At 67.1% G+C, this 15,069-nt stretch carries 11 protein-coding genes; 6 read left to right on the top strand and 5 right to left on the bottom strand.

Annotated elements, in window-relative coordinates:
• Positions 1-53 precede the first annotated feature (53 nt).
• Positions 54-2,429 carry an FdhF/YdeP family oxidoreductase gene (locus tag RJ1_RS36770; protein ID WP_073367973.1) on the bottom strand — a complete coding sequence of 792 codons (2,376 nt, stop codon included), beginning with the start codon at positions 2,427-2,429 and terminating at the stop codon, positions 54-56.
• A gap of 14 nt (positions 2,430-2,443) precedes the next feature.
• Positions 2,444-3,994: an FAD-dependent oxidoreductase gene (locus RJ1_RS36765; RefSeq protein ID WP_073367970.1), complete on the bottom strand. Its 1,551-nt coding sequence runs from the start codon at positions 3,992-3,994 to the stop codon at positions 2,444-2,446.
• Positions 3,995-4,097: 103 nt separating this feature from the next.
• On the opposite strand from RJ1_RS36765, the gene RJ1_RS36760 reads away from it, so the two are divergent.
• On the top strand, positions 4,098-4,796 hold the full coding sequence (locus tag RJ1_RS36760; protein ID WP_073367967.1) for a Clp protease N-terminal domain-containing protein: 699 nt from the start codon (positions 4,098-4,100) through the stop codon (positions 4,794-4,796).
• A gap of 9 nt (positions 4,797-4,805) precedes the next feature.
• On the opposite strand, the gene hppD is transcribed toward RJ1_RS36760, so the two are convergent.
• Positions 4,806-6,011, bottom strand: coding sequence for a 4-hydroxyphenylpyruvate dioxygenase (hppD, locus tag RJ1_RS36755; protein WP_073367965.1), 1,206 nt, complete (start codon positions 6,009-6,011; stop codon positions 4,806-4,808).
• 182 nt (positions 6,012-6,193) lie between these two features.
• On the opposite strand from hppD, the gene RJ1_RS36750 reads away from it, so the two are divergent.
• The 4 genes from RJ1_RS36750 to RJ1_RS36735 all read left to right on the top strand — a co-directional run bounded on the left by RJ1_RS36750 (position 6,194) and on the right by RJ1_RS36735 (position 10,892).
• The gene (locus RJ1_RS36750; RefSeq protein ID WP_073367962.1) at positions 6,194-6,721 is read left to right on the top strand and encodes an Lrp/AsnC family transcriptional regulator; all 528 of its coding nucleotides are present in this window, start codon (positions 6,194-6,196) and stop codon (positions 6,719-6,721) included.
• A 206-nt stretch (positions 6,722-6,927) separates the two neighbouring features.
• Positions 6,928-8,154, top strand: coding sequence for a Glu/Leu/Phe/Val dehydrogenase dimerization domain-containing protein (locus tag RJ1_RS36745; RefSeq protein WP_073367959.1), 1,227 nt, complete (start codon positions 6,928-6,930; stop codon positions 8,152-8,154).
• A 15-nt stretch (positions 8,155-8,169) separates the two neighbouring features.
• A complete protein-coding gene (locus RJ1_RS36740; RefSeq protein ID WP_073367957.1) occupies positions 8,170-9,588 on the top strand; it encodes an amino acid permease in 1,419 nt (472 codons plus the stop codon).
• 134 nt (positions 9,589-9,722) lie between these two features.
• On the top strand, positions 9,723-10,892 hold the full coding sequence (locus tag RJ1_RS36735) for an NADH:flavin oxidoreductase (protein WP_073367954.1): 1,170 nt from the start codon (positions 9,723-9,725) through the stop codon (positions 10,890-10,892).
• Between the two features lie 21 nt (positions 10,893-10,913).
• On the opposite strand, the gene RJ1_RS36730 is transcribed toward RJ1_RS36735, so the two are convergent.
• Positions 10,914-12,455 carry an SLC13 family permease gene (locus tag RJ1_RS36730; protein ID WP_073367952.1) on the bottom strand — a complete coding sequence of 514 codons (1,542 nt, stop codon included), beginning with the start codon at positions 12,453-12,455 and terminating at the stop codon, positions 10,914-10,916.
• Between the two features lies 1 nt (position 12,456).
• Entirely contained in the window at positions 12,457-13,857 is a 1,401-nt protein-coding gene (locus tag RJ1_RS36725) for a class-II fumarase/aspartase family protein (protein ID WP_240319873.1), read from the bottom strand.
• A gap of 180 nt (positions 13,858-14,037) precedes the next feature.
• Here RJ1_RS36725 and RJ1_RS36720 point away from each other — a divergent pair, with 180 nt between their 5' ends.
• Positions 14,038-15,060, top strand: coding sequence for a LacI family DNA-binding transcriptional regulator (locus RJ1_RS36720; RefSeq protein ID WP_073367949.1), 1,023 nt, complete (start codon positions 14,038-14,040; stop codon positions 15,058-15,060).
• Positions 15,061-15,069 lie beyond the last annotated feature (9 nt).

Raw genomic sequence — 15,069 nt, 5'->3', positions numbered from 1 at the left:
TCACCTGCGCACGTGAGTGGGAATGCGTGCCGGGGCACACATTGCCACTCACGTCAGGAGAGGTGCTTGGGCTGGGGAGTTGTCTTGTGGGCCCAGTCCGCGCCGACCTCGTCCTGGCTCGCCCCCGGCGGACATTCGGCGCTGTACCGGCCGGCGTGTTCCAGGGAGACAACAACGGACTTCGACGTGGGACAGTTGCTGCCGGCCGCCGTGGAGTCGAGGGGGACGAGCGGATTGGTTTCCGGATAGTAGGCGGCGGCCGACCCGCGGGGGGTGTCGTATTCGACGATCCGGAAGTCGTGGGCGCAGCGGACCCGGTCGTCCTCGGCCCAGTGGGTGAAGAGGTCGACCATGTCGCCGTCGTCGAATCCGAGGGCCGCGATGTCGTCGTGGTGCAGGAAGATCACGCGGCGGCCGCCCTCGATTCCGCGGTAGCGGTCGCTGAGTCCGTAGATCGTGGTGTTGAACTGATCGTGGCTGCGGATCGTCTGTAGGATCACGTGCTTCGGGGGCACCTGCAACACCTCGATCGGGGACACCGCGAATTCGGCGCGGCCGGAGTGGGTGGGGAACGTCCGGGAGTCGCGCGGCGGATGCGGCAGCACGAAACCGCCGGGCCGCCGGACGTTCACCTCGTACCCTTCGCAGCCGGGGACCACCCGCGAGATGTGCAGGCGGATGTTCGCGTAGTCGTCCCGCATCTTCTTCCACTCGAGACCGTAGCGGTCCCCGATCGTGGCCTCGGCGATGCGCGTGACGATACCGACCTCCGAATCGAGGTGCGGGCTGGCCGGTTTCAGCGGTCCCCGGGACGCGTGGACCGAACACGTGGAGTCTTCGACGGAGATGAACTGGGGTCCACCGGCCTGGACGTCCTGCTCGGTGCGCCCCCGCGTCGGCAGGATGAGGGCGGTGTCGCCGCAGACGAGGTGCGAGCGGTTGATCTTCGTGGAGATGTGGACGGTCATCCGGGTCTTGCGCAGCGCGGCGGCGGTGACGTCGGTGTCCGGGGCCGCCTGGACGAAGTTTCCGCCGAGCCCGAGGAAGAAGTGCGCCTTGCCGTCGCGCATGGCCCGGATGGAATCGACGGTGTCGTAACCGTTCTCGCGGGGCGGGTCGAAGTCGAACTCCTTCGCGAGGGCGTCCAGGAAATGCCGTGGCGGACGCTCCCAGATCCCCATCGTGCGGTCGCCCTGCACATTCGAGTGGCCGCGCACCGGGAACAGCCCGGCGCCGGGTTTGCCGATGTTTCCCTGGGCGAGTGCGATATTGGTGACTTCCTTGATGATTGCCACCGAGTTGTGATGCTGGGTGAGTCCCATCGCCCAGCAGAACACGGTGGAGTCGGAATCACGCAGCAGCCTGGCCGCCTCGGTGATCTGCTCCCGCGACAGTCCGGTCGTCCGGGTGACCACGTCCCAGTCGATGTCGGTGACGTGCTGCTTCCACAACTCGAACCCGATGGTGTGGTGGTCGATGAACTCGTGGTCGAGGGCGTCCCATTCGACGAGCAGGGAACCGAAGGCCTGCAGCAGCGCGAGGTCGCCGTTGAGCGCGATGGGCAGATGCAGGTCGGACAGGTCGGTACCGGGGCCCACCATCCCGCGGGGCGTCTGCGGATTCTTGAAGTTGACCAGACCCGCCTCGCGCAACGGATTGATCGAGAGGATCTTGGCACCGTTCTGCTTGGCCTTCTCCAGCGCCGACAGCATCCGCGGATGGTTGGTCCCCGGATTCTGCCCCTGCAGCACAATGAGTTTCGCCTGATAGACGTCCTCCATCGTGACGCTGGCCTTGCCGATTCCGATCGACTCCTGCAGCGCGATGCTGGTCGACTCGTGGCACATGTTGGAACAGTCGGGCAGGTTGTTCGTCCCGAACGCGCGGACGAACAGCTGGTAGGCGAACGCCGCCTCGTTGGACGCCCGGCCGGACGTGTAGAAGATCGCCTCGTCGGGACTGTCCAGGGCGTTGAGTTGGTTTCCGATCAGCGCGAAGGCCTCGTCCCAGTCGATGGGCTCGTAGTGGGTTCCGCCGGGCCGCTTCACCATCGGATGCGTGATCCGGCCCTGCTGCCCGAGCCAGTGCTCGCTGTGGCAGTCGAGGTCGGCGATGCTGTGCCGGGCGAAGAATTCGGGTGTCGCCCGGTCACGGGTCGCTTCCTCCGCGACCGCCTTGGCGCCGTTCTCGCAGAACTCCGCGGCGTGCCGGTGGCCCGGGTCGGGGTCGGGCCACGCGCAGCTCATGCAGTCGAACCCCTCGGCCTGGTTGAGCCGGAGCAGTGTCTCGGCCGTCCGGACCACACCCATGTGCTCGAGCGCCCGCTTCATCGACACGGCGACCGCGGTCGCCCCGGCCGCGTGGTCCTTCGGCGGGTCGACGTGGAGATCGGCCTCGTCGTAGTCGCGTTCCTCGTCCTTGTGCCGCATCGTTCAGCCTTTCGTCACGACGATCTCCCCACCAGACGACCGAGATAGTCGAGGACGTCGTCGGTGGCGGTGGCCGCGGCGGTAAGTGCCACGTAACCGTCGGGGCGTACCACCACCAGCGTGCCACCATGTGCCCCGTAGGCGCTGCGCGCCAACCCGCGGTCGTCGACGACGTCGACGCCGGGACCGCGGGAATCGCCCACCACCACGTACTTCACGTCGTCGGGTGCGTCTTCGGCGAGAGCCTGCAGGGCGTGCCGGGGCCCGCCGTCGAACCCGAGGATGGTGAAGTGGGTCCCGCGGAAGACGTCGAACAGTCGCATCGGAGTGCCATCGGAGCTCAGGCACGGTGCGTCGGGTGCGCGGTCTCCCGCGCGCACGGCCGTCGTCACGCCCCCGTCCCGCGACAGCGAACTCCACGGGTAGCCGAAGCCGAGTTGCTGACCGTCCTCGGTGACCGCGCCCGCGAGGCCCTTCGAGTCCTCGCTCCCGAGCGTCGCGGCCACCTTCTGCAGCCCCTCGCTGCTCACTCCGAGCGTCCAGCGCGCGAGCGGAAGGCGCTCCTCCTGGTACGTGTCGAGGAGCGACGGGTCCGCGGAGCCGGCCAGGACCAGGGCAAGCTTCCACCCCAGGTTGTAGGCGTCCTGAATTCCGGTGTTCATTCCGAGCCCACCGGCCGGCGGGTGGATGTGGGCCGCATCCCCGGCCAGGAACACGCGGCCGTCGCGGAAGCGGTCGACCATGCGCACGTTCACCCGCCACGTCGACAGCCACGTCGGTTCGGACAGTCGGACGCCGGGATCGCACGCGACGTCGTCGAGCACCCGCTGGAAGTAGTCGAGCGACGGTTCGGGCAGGTTTCCGTCCTCGTCGAAACCCGCGAACGGCACGCCCTGGAACTGCCAGGAGTTCACCCCCCGGAACGGGCACAGCGCGACGAAACCCTTCTCCGGGTGCGACCACTGGTACCAGCGGTCGGGGGTGAGGCCGTCGACGGCGACGTCCCCGAGGAGCATTCCCTCGATGCCGCCCGAGCCCTCGAACGACGCCCCGAGCGCCTTGCGCACCGCGCTGCGCCCGCCGTCGCAGCCGACGAGGTAGCGCGCCATGATCGTCCCGCCCCCGGCGAGCCGGACGGTCACCTTGTCGGTGTTCTGGTCGAATCCGACCACCTCGACGCCCCTCTCGACGTCGATGCCGAACGCCGAGAGCCGATCTCGCAGGATCTGCTCGGTCCGCCACTGCGGAATCATCAGCCCGCTGTCGTAGGGCCGGTCGGGAGTGGGGCTCAGGTCGGCGTGCGGGTCGCTGTCGCTGATCACCCGGCCGCGGACCGCGACCCGGTTGGGGAGGTGCCGGAACCCGGCTTCGACGACCTCGTCGACGATGCCGAGATCGTCGAATATCTCCTGACTGCGCGCGGTCAACCCTTTTCCGCGCGAACCGGCGAACGGCTGGAGCGACTTGTCGAGGATCCGCACCTCGACGCCGCGGCGCGCCAGTTCCAATGCGAGTGTGAGACCGGTCGGCCCGGCCCCGGCCACCACTGCCTCGGTAGGGCTCATGGCGTCATCGTATTCGCGACGGCGCCGATCCGGCGGGAAAGTCGCCGCACAGCATCGTCAAGGAAGCCTTGACGATGGACCATCGTCAATCTAGCGTTGACGCATGACGAAACTTCGGCTCGACGACCTCATCGACGGCATCCGGTCCGGCTACCCCGACCAACCACTCGAACAGCTCACGGCGGCCGTACTCACCGCCGAACACGTCAACGAGATCTCCGACCACCTGATCGGACACTTCGTGGACCAGGCGCGCCGCAGCGGCGCGTCCTGGACGGAGATCGGCGACTGCATCGGAGTCACCAAACAGGCCGCGCACCAACGCTTCACCCCCAAGGAGAGCGCGAACATGTTCGCGCGCTTCACCGAGAAGGCCCGGCAGGCGGTGGTCCAGTCGCACGAAGAGGCGCGGGCCGGCCGTCAGTCCGAGATCCGGTCGGAGCACCTACTCCTCGGCATGCTCAGTGCTCCGGACAGTCTCGCGATGCGCGCGCTGGCAGACCAGGACATCACGCCCCTCGCGATCCGCGAAACCGCCGAGGCCACGGTGCCCGAGGCTCCGGCCGACGCCGTAACTCCCGGTTTGATTCCGTACTCGGCACCGGCGAAGAAGGTTCTCGAACTCACGATCCGTGAGGCGTTGCGTCTCGGCCACAACTACGTCGGCACCGAGCACCTGCTGCTCGCGCTGCTCGCCGGCGAGGCCGACGCTCCCGGCCCGCTCACCACACTCGGTGTGGACGCCGACGCCGCCGAGACGTATCTGCTGACGGCGATCGGCGTTCCACCGAGCACGGAGTGATCTTCTCGCTCAGAAGTTTCCGCGGGCGGCTTGTTCGCGTTCGATGGCTTCGAAGAGGGCTTTGAAGTTGCCGATGCCGAAGCCGAGGGAGCCGTGGCGTTCGATGAGTTCGAAGAACACGGTGGGGCGGTCGACGAGGGGTTTGGTGAAGATCTGCAGCAGGTAGCCGTCTTCGTCGCGGTCGACGAGGATGCCGCGTTTCTGCAGTTCGGCGATCGGGGCGCGGACGTTGCCGATCCGCGCCCGCAGTTCGGGGTCCTCGTAGTAGGAGTCGGGGGTGGCCAGGAATTCGACGCCCTCGGCGGTGAGCTGATCGACCGCGGTGAGGATGTCATTGGTGGCCAGGGCCAGGTGCTGGGCGCCGGGACCGCGGTAGAAGTCGAGGTATTCGTCGATCTGGGAGCGCTTCTTGGCGATGGCGGGTTCGTTGAGGGGGAACTTGACCCGGTGGTTGCCGTTGGAGACGACCTTGCTCATCAGCGCGGAGTAGTCGGTGGCGATGTCCTCGCCGACGAACTCGGCCATGTTCGTGAACCCCATGACCCGGTTGTAGAAGTCGACCCAGTGGTCCATCTTGCCGAGTTCGACGTTGCCGACGACGTGGTCGAGGGCCTGGAAGATGCGTTTGGGGGCGCCGTCCCGCTTGGTGTGCGAGGAGGTGCGGGCGACGTGGCCGGGCAGGTACGGGCCGGTGTAGTGGGTGCGGTCGACGAGGGTGTGCCGGGTGTCGCCGTAGGTGGCGATCGCGGCGAGCCGGACGGTGCCGTGCTCGTCGGACACGTCGTGGGGCTCGTCCAGGACGGTGGCGCCCTGGGCGCGGGCGTGGGCGATGCACTTGTCGACGTCGGGGACGGCGAGGGCGATGTCGACGACGCCGTCGCCGTGGGTGCGGTGGTGCTCGACCAGCGGGCTGTTCGGGTCGACGGCGCCCTGGATGACGAAGCGGACGGCGCCGGATTCGAGGACGAAGCTGTGGTGGTCGCGGTTGCCGGTGGTCGGGCCGGAGTAGGCGACGAGGGTCATCCCGAAGGCGGATTGGAAGTAGTGGGAGGTCTGGGTGGCGTTGCCGACCACCCAGACGACGGCGTCCCAGCCGCTGACCGGGAACGGGTCGCGGGTGCCGTCGTATTCCACCAGCCCGACCAGCTGTTCGAGCTGGCCGAGGTCGAGACCCGCCAGGCGTTCCTTGTCGGTGAGAGTCTGTTCGATCGTCATCGCTGTCTTCCTGGTTCGAGGGACGGAGGGCTTGGCCTGTTGCCTGGGTCACTACGAAAACCCACACCGCCCACATAGGCAACCGAGCCAGCAGAAGCTAGCCGGAGTGCCACCTTCGACGGCCCCGGGACCACATTTCTTATACAGTCGGACTAGTTGACTCGCTTCGGAGAGGGCTGGCCATGAAGGACGCTGTGCAGTTGGACGAACTCGATTTCGCCCTCCTCGACGCCATGCACGACGACCCGAAGGCCGGCGTACTCGAGCTGTCGCGGCGGATCAAGGTCGCGCGGGCCACCGTCCAGGCGCGGGTGCGCAAACTCGAGGAGTCGGGGGTGATCGCCGGATACGAGCCGCGCCTCGACATCGCCGCCGCCGGGTTCGACGTGCAGGCCTTCGTCACGCTGGAGACGGCGCAGGGTGCGCTGGACTCCGTGACGTCGGAACTCGAATCGATTCCCGGTGTGCTCGAGGCCTTCGCGACCACCGGTTCGGGCGACATCCTGTGCCGCGTCGCCGCCGGCTCGCACCTCGGACTGCAGCAGACGCTGATCGATCTGAACAAATCGAGCGTCGTCGCCCGATCCACGAGCGTGATGGTGCTGTCGGTGATCGTCCCCTACCGGTCGATGCCCCTCCTGCGAACCCTCGACCGACCGCGGTCGGCGAAGGCCCCGGCCTATCGCACAGCGTCCTCGGAACCGGATTAGCAACACGATCATCGGATCTGCTGCACAAACTGGATAGAAAAACGTCGAACTTCTTTCTCGGTGATGCTCATCGCGGCTACCTGCTGCGCGCCCGGTTGCGGCGCACGAGTGGCGCCCACCACAGTGATCGCCGTAACAGCGCGGGCACCGGTCGGGCACACCGACCGCGAAGCCCGGTCCCGGCAGTCGAGAAACCGAGAGAAGCGATGAAGAATCTGCTCACCCGATTCGAAGAGAAGGCCCCCGAGATCGTCTTCGAGTGGCACGACACGGAGACCTCCGCACGCGGATGGACGGTGATCAACTCGCTGCGCGGCGGCGCTGCCGGCGGCGGAACCCGGATGCGTCGCGGTCTCGATCGCCGCGAGGTGGAGTCGCTGGCGAAGACCATGGAAGTGAAGTTCACCGTCTCGGGTCCGGCCATCGGCGGCGCGAAGTCGGGCATCGACTTCGACCCGACGGACCCGCGCAAGGACGAGGTGCTGCGGCGCTGGTTCAAGGCGGTGACCCCGCTGCTCAAGTCGTACTACGGCACCGGCGGCGACCTGAACGTCGACGAGATGGCCGAGGTCGTGCCGATCACCGAGAGCTACGGTCTGTGGCATCCGCAGGAAGGTGTCGTCAACGGGCACTTTGCGGCCAGCGACCGTGAGCGGGTGCAGCGCGTCGGCCAGCTGCGGCTGGGGGTCGCGAAGGTCGTCGAGGATGCGCGGTTCACTCCCGATCCGCAGGCGAAGTACACGGTGTCCGACCTGATCACCGGGTGGGGTGTCGCCGAATCGGTGCGGCACTACTACCGGGTCTACGGCGGCGAGCTGGCCGGCAAGCGGGTGATCATGCAGGGCTGGGGCAACGTCGGCGCAACCGCCGCGTACTACCTGGCCCAGTCCGGTGCCCGGATCGTCGGCATCCTCGACCGCAACGGTGGACTGTCGAACACCGACGGCTACGACTTCGAGCAGATCCGCGCCCTGTTCCTGGCGAAGAAGGGGAACGAACTGCGCGCTGCCGGCATGGTGCCGTTCGAGGAGATCAACGAGACGATCTGGAGTTCGGGCGCCGAGATCTTCCTGCCCTGCGCCGCATCCCGTCTGGTGACCCGCGAGCAGGTCGACGGGTTGATCGCAGGCGGCCTCGAGGTGGTGGCGAGCGGCGCCAACGTGCCGTTCGCGGACGACGAGATCTTCTACGGCCCCACCTACGAGTACGCGGACAAGAGCGTCGCCGTCGTCCCCGACTTCATCGCCAACTGCGGTATGGCGCGGGCCTTCGCACTGCTGATGGAGGGTGACATCGAGGTGTCGGACGAGGCGATCTTCGGTGACGTCTCCGGCACCATCGCGACGGCACTCGAGCGCTGCTTCGCGCGGTCCCCGCAACCGACCGGAATCGCCGGTACCGCCTTCGAGATCGCACTCGATCAGCTCGTCTGACGGCCGGGAGCCCCCATGAACACCGTGCACGACCCACCGAAATCCACTGGCCTGCAGCAGGCGATGAAACCGCGGCAGCTGGTGATGATGAGCCTGGGCGGCGCGATCGGCGCCGGACTGTTCGTCGGCTCCGGCGCGGGCATCGCCGTCGCCGGGCCCGCCGTGCTCGTCTCCTTCCTCATCGCCGGGTTCCTCGTGGTCTTGGTGATGCGGATGATGGGCGAGATGGTGGCGGCCGACCCCGACAGCGGCGCATTCTCCGTCCACGCCGAAAACGCGATGGGCCCGATCGCCGGCCGGACCATCGGCTGGCTCTACTGGGTGCAGGTCGTCATCGTGGTCGCCGCGGAAGCGACCGCGGCTGCGGCGATCACCGCCGCCTCCATACCCGCGGTGCCACAATGGGTGGCGGCCCTGGCGTACATGAGTGTGCTGACCGCCGTGAACCTGGCGGGTGTGTCTCGTTTCGGTGAGTTCGAATTCTGGTTCGCCGCACTGAAGATCGTGGCGATCGTCGCGTTCCTGGCGGTCGGTTCCGCGATGATCGTCGGCTGGATCCCGAGCTTCGACGCACCGGGCCTGTCGAACCTCACCGGCCACGGCGGGTTCGCCCCCAACGGCGTCACCGGCATCGCGGCCGGCCTGCTGATCGTGGTGTTCGCGTTCGGCGGCACCGAGGTGATGGCCATTGCCGCCGCGGAGACGTCGGAACCCAAGCGCAACGTGAGCCGGGCCGTGCGGTCCATCGTCTGGCGGATCCTGGTGTTCTACATCGGTTCCGTGCTGATCATGGTGACGGTGCTGCCGTGGACCGCGGACGAACTCGCGACGGGTCCGTTCGTCGCCGTCCTGAACGCCGCGCATGTGCCCGGCGCGGGCGCCGTCATGACCGTCGTCGTGGTCATCGCACTGCTGTCGTCGCTGAACGCCATGCTGTTCAGCGGTTCCCGGATGATCTACTCGCTGTCCGAACGCGGCGCGGCGGCGAAGGTGTTCGGCCGGGTGTCGGGCAACGGCGTTCCCCGGGTGGCGGTGCTGGCGTCGGTGACGTTCGGCTTCGTCACAGTCGTCCTCAACTACCTGGCCCCGGATCGTGTTCTCCCGCTGCTGCTCAATGCGGTCGGTTCGACGATCCTGGTGCTGTGGACGTTCGTCACCGTCTCGCAGATCGTGTTGCGGCGGCGCGCCGAGAAATTGGGGCGGACGGATCTTCCGCTGAAGATGTGGGGATTCCCGTATCTGTCGTATGTCGCTCTCGCGCTGCTGGCCGCGGTCGCGGTGCTGGCATTGTTCGACGACGCGGCACGCAACCAGTTGTTCGCGACACTCACGTTCACGTGTGCGATCACGCTGGCCTGTTGGGCGCTCGGCCGCAGGCAACAGAGCGCGGCCGCCGACAGCACGCCAGAGAAGACGCCCGAAACCGTCGGCTGACCGGACGCCGCCGCGGTCTCACGGATGTCGAGGGGTCATCCGTGGGCCGCGGCGGTCTCCCGCTCAGCGGACACATCCGGGTCACCGCACCGCCCCCTGACCTAGCGTCGAGCGCACACGACGAAGGGCCGGGAATGACCACACCACCAGACGTTTTCGCTCCTGCCACCCTGGGCCCCCTCACGTTACGCAACCGGATCATCAAGTCGGCCACGTTCGAGGGCCGCACACCCGACGCGCTGGTCACCGACGAACTGATCGAGTTCCACCGCCGACCCGCGGCGGGTGGGGTCGGGATGTCGACGGTGGCCTACTGCGCTGTGGCACCGGAGGGTCGAACCGAACGCGGTCAATTGTGGATGCGCCCGGACGCCGTCCCTGGGCTGCGCAGACTCACCGACGCCATCCACGCCGAGGGCGCCGCCGCCTCCGCCCAACTCGGGCACGCTGGACCCGTCGCCAACGAGAAGTCCACCGGACTGCCTGCACTCGCACCCTCGCGGTCGCTCAATCCGCTGAGCATGCGGATGATCCGCAGTGCCACCACCTCCGACATCGCCAAGATCACCGCCGCCCACGGAACCGCCGCCGGCCTCGCCGTCGAATCCGGCTTCGACGCCGTCGAGATCCACTTCGGCCACAACTACTTCGCCAGTGCGTTTCTCAGCCCGAAGCTGAACCGTCGCAAAGATTCCTACGGCGGATCACTCGCGAACCGGGCCCGGGTGGTGCGGGACGTGGCGCGGACCGTCCGCGACGCCGTCGGCAGCAGGGTCGCGATTCTCGCCAAACTCAACATGGACGACGGCGTCCCCGGCGGGTTCTGGCTCGACGAGGCCATCCAGGTGGCCCGCTGGCTGGAACACGACGGCAGCGTCGACGCCCTCGAACTCACCATGGGCAGTTCACTTCTCAATCCCATGTACTTGTTCAAGGGTGACGCGCCGGTCCGCGAGTTCGCCGCCGCGATGCCGCAACCGATCCGTCTCGGCGTGCAACTGGTGGGGAAGTCGATGATCCGCGCCTATCCCTACCGCGACCTGTTCATGCTCGAGCACGCACGCCAGATCCGTGCCGCGGTGGCGTTGCCGCTCGTCCTGCTCGGCGGCGTCACCGACCGGGCGGGCATGGACACCGCGATGGCGGAGGGTTTCGAATTCGTCGCCATGGCCCGGGCACTGCTGCGCGAACCCGACCTGGTGAACCGGATCCGGTCCGAGGCCGGTGCCCAGTCGCTGTGCATCCACTGCAACAAATGCATGCCCACGATCTTCAGCGGAGCACGCTGCGTGCTCGTCGAGTGAGGCGCTGCACGGTCGGTGTGCTCACACGTGGAGGGCGAGGAGGGATCCGATGCCGACGACGGCACCGAAGATCAGGGGGATGCAGATGATGTCGATGAAGATGCCCGTGCAGATCATCTTGATCATCGGCACGTACCCCGACCCGTAGACGATGGCGTTCGGTGGTGTCGAGACTGGCAGCATGGCTCCGGCGTTTGCGCCGAACACGCCGGCCATGGCCGGGATGATCGGGTCGACGCCTATGGCGAGGGCGATCGGGATGATGATCGGGACGACGATGCCGACGCTGGCGGTGTTGCTGGTGGTTTCGGAGATGATCAGACCCATGACGATCGCGATCAGGGCGAGAACCCAGGAACTGTGCACACCCGTGGCCCGGGCGATGGTGGTGCCGAGGGTTTCCGCGAGCCCGGTGGCGTTCATCATGGTGCCGATGGTCAGACCGGCGCCGACGAGGAGGACAGTGCCCCAGTCGATCTTGGCGGCCTCGGTCCACGTGAGGGTGGATTCGCCGCTCCCGTTTCCGCGGGGCAGGAAGAACAGCAGGCCGGCGGTGAGGACGACGACGGATCCCTCGTTGAGGTGGTCGGTGAAGGCGGTGACGATCGGGCTGGTGATGCCGAAAGTGGTGACCAGGGAGGGCAGCACCCAGAGGACGACCGTGACCAGGAAGATCACCAGAACGTTGCGTTCGCCGCGGTTCATCGGGCCGAGGTCTGCGTAGTGCGCGCGGAAGTAGTCTTGCCCACCGCGGATGTGCTTCACCTCGGGCCGGTTGACGAGGATCAGTGCCACCCACATGACCGCGCCCATCACGAGGAGGTACGGCGCCGACATGGAGATCCAGTCGAAAAGTTCGACCTTGTAACCGGTCATCCGTTCGATCGTGCCGCGGCCGATGACGTTGGCGATGCCGGTGATCGGGGTGAGGACCGACCCGATGCTCGCCCCGTAGGCGATGGACAGCATGAGCAGGCAGGAGAACTTGGTGCGGTTGGTCTTGATGCCCGGGTTCTGCTCCTGAATCAGGTCACCGATGGTCTTGACGACTCCGATGCCGATGGGAAGGAGCATCGCGGCGGTGGCGGACGACGAGACGAACATCGAGAGGATGCAGGCGACGATACCGAACGCCGCCGCGGTGCGGTAGGTGCTGTTGCCGATACCCGGGAACGAGAGCACCTCGAGGGCGAACCGTCGGTCCAGGCCGTGCACGGTCATGGCGCGGGCCAGGATGAAGGCGCCGATCACCAGGAACACCGTCGCGGAGCCGAAGGAACCGTACACCTCCTGTGGTGTGCCGACGCCGAGGACGACGAGTAGCGCGATGCCGATCAGCGCGGTCACCGGGATGGGGACGGGTTCCGTGATCCACAGTAGGACCACGACGGTCAGGACCGCGAGCATGGCCTGCTGGGGGTTCGGCATGTCGATCGGCAGGACGAGGATGCCGATGAGCAGGGGCAGCGCGGCAATCAGGCCGAAACGCCCGCGTATGTAGTCGAAGCGTTCCTCGCCCGCGAGTTTCGGTGGCTGCTCCGTCACCGTGGTCACTGTGCTCATGTCAGGTCCTTGCAAGCCGAGGAATGGAGGGCAGGTCTTCGCCGCCGACGGCGTGGTCGTGCCATCCGCGGACAGCACTCGCGGCGATGTCCTTCGCCTCGCCGAGGTAGTCGTCGGCGGTGACCAGTTGTGCGGGCAGCAGTTCGGCGACACCGGCCTCCGCCGCGGCCTCGCGGAGGGTCTCGGCGAGAACACGATGCGTGGCTCGAGCGCGCGTGGCGGCCGTGTAGAGCAGGTCGTGGGCGCGTTCGCGGCCCATGGCTTCGGCGAGCTGGATCATCTGTGCCTCGGCCATGACCAACCCGCCGTCGAGGTCGAGGTTCGCGCGCATCCTGTCGGCGTCGACCCGCATTCCCTTGACGATGACCAGAGCTTCGGACAGGGCGCTCCCGGCGAGGACCCCGAGCTGTGGAATCACCTGCCATTCGATCTGCCACTCACCGGCACTGCGTTCGTGGCCTGCTTCCTGGATGCGGCTCAGTGACGACAGCAGTGCTCCGGCGGTCTGGGACAGTCCGATGATGGCCTCGGAGGAGATCGGGTTGACCTTCTGCGGCATCGTCGACGACGCACCGCGGTGGCTGCTGTAGGGCTCGAAGACTTCGCCGATCTCCGTGCGGGAGAGGTCGACGATGTTGCGGGCGAGCTTCGCGCACGCCGCCGCGACAGTTGCACAGAGCCAGCCGTATTCGGCGATACCGTCACGGTCGACGTGCCACGGGATGTCGGTGTCGTGCAGGCCGAGCAGATCGGCGACGCGGGTCCGGACGTCCGCGGACTTCGCTCCGAGCGCTGCGGACGTGCCGCCCGCCCCGAACAGGGAGATCACGGCGATACGCGGCACTGCTTGCCGGAGACGGTCGCGGTGGCGGGTGAACTGACCCAGCAACGTCGCGAGCGTGGCGCCGAAGGTGGTCGGCACCGCCTGCTGGGCGTGGGTGCGGCCGGGCATCACGGTGCCGGCGTGGGCCTCGACCTGGACAGCGAGCGCATCGCCGAGTTCGCCGAGCTGCCGGTCGAGTGCGGCCAGCGACCGCGCGAGCTGCAGAGCGAGCCCGGTATCCATGATGTCCTGCGTGGTCGCACCGTAGTGGACGCGACCGTTCGGTCCCTCCGGAAGCGTCCCGGAGATCTGCCGCACCAGCCCGAGGATGGGGTAGCCGACATTCTTCGACGTCTCCCACAGGGCATCGCGGTCGATGGTGTCGATCCGCGACGCTGCGGCGATCGCCGCAGCGTCGTCTGCCGAGATGACCCCGTGCTCACCCTGCGCGACGGCGAGGGCCCGCTCGGTGGCCAACCAGCTCTCGATGCAGCTGTCGGCGGAGAAGATGTCGAGTTGCGTCTCGTCGCCTGCCAGATGCGTGAGAAGGGAGAACGGGTTCTTTGACTGAATGGACACGTAGGACCTTTCGCTGACGTAGTGGATCTCCGACATCCGAGGTTGTGACTCAGACCATGTGGAATCGGTTCCACATCACTGTGGCGCAAGCCACTCGTTCTGTCAAGAGAGGTGAATTCACCAGCGTCCACCGCCGCCCTCGGTGGCTTTACCTGCGGATATGTTGGGTATGGTGGATTTGTGCCCAAACTTCAGGATGTCGCCGCGCTGGCCAAGGTGGGGGTGGGTACCGCCTCACGCGCGATGAGCGGGCGCGGCTACGTGGACCCCGACACGCGCAAGAGAATCCTCGAGGCCGCCGACGCGTTGGGCTATCGGCCGAACAAGGTGGCCCAGGCGCTGCGGGAGAACAAGACGCGCGTCGTCGGACTGCTGCTACCCGACATCTCGAACGAGTTCTACACCGACAGCGCCGCCGTACTGCAGTCCGTACTTTTCGAGGCCGGTTTCCAACTCGTGGTCAGCGCCAGCGGCAACGATCCCGAATCCGAGGAACGCGGACTGCGCTCACTGCTCGATCACCGCGTCGACGGAATCATCCACGTCCCGGTCGACGCTCGGCGCGCACTGCCGACCGGCGTGCCGATCGTGCAACTCAACCGCCACTCGGTCCCACTACAGACCGATGCCGTCGTCAGCGACGACGAATACGGTGTCGAAGCGATCACCGATCTGGCCCTGCAGTCCGGTCATACCGATCTCGCACTCGTCATCGGCGGGGCCGATCACAGCACCACCGCCGACCGCATGCGCGGCTTCCGCAACGCCGTCGATCGAGCAGGAATACCGGAGGCGTCCAAGGGAACTGCGGGCCGCCGCTTCCGTATCCTCGAGGGCGATTTCACCTCTGGATGGGGGCGGAATGCGATGCACGCGATCGCCGGCGATCTGCCCGGCGTCGTCATCGCCGCCAGTAGCCGAATTACGCTGGGCGTCCTGCACGCCTGCTCCGACCTCGGCCTGTCGGTGCCCGGCCAGCTGTCTGTCGCCGCACACGGCAATCCCGAATGGTACGAGGTGTTTCCACCCGGAATCACGTCCTACGCCCCTCCCCTGGCCGAGATGGGACAGGAGGCCGCGGTGAAGATTCTCGCCAAGATCGAGTCCGAAGCCGGGGACGGCGCGCCGACCGTGACGAGAATGAGGGGGGAAGTCCACCAACGTCATTCGATCGGTGGCAGCACCCCCGCCCCCTACGCCTGACGGGCTTCG

Source organism: Rhodococcus jostii NBRC 16295 (assembly GCF_001894825.1).
Lineage (GTDB): Bacteria > Actinomycetota > Actinomycetes > Mycobacteriales > Mycobacteriaceae > Rhodococcus_F > Rhodococcus_F jostii.
This window is presented reverse-complemented; position numbering and strand designations above follow the sequence as displayed.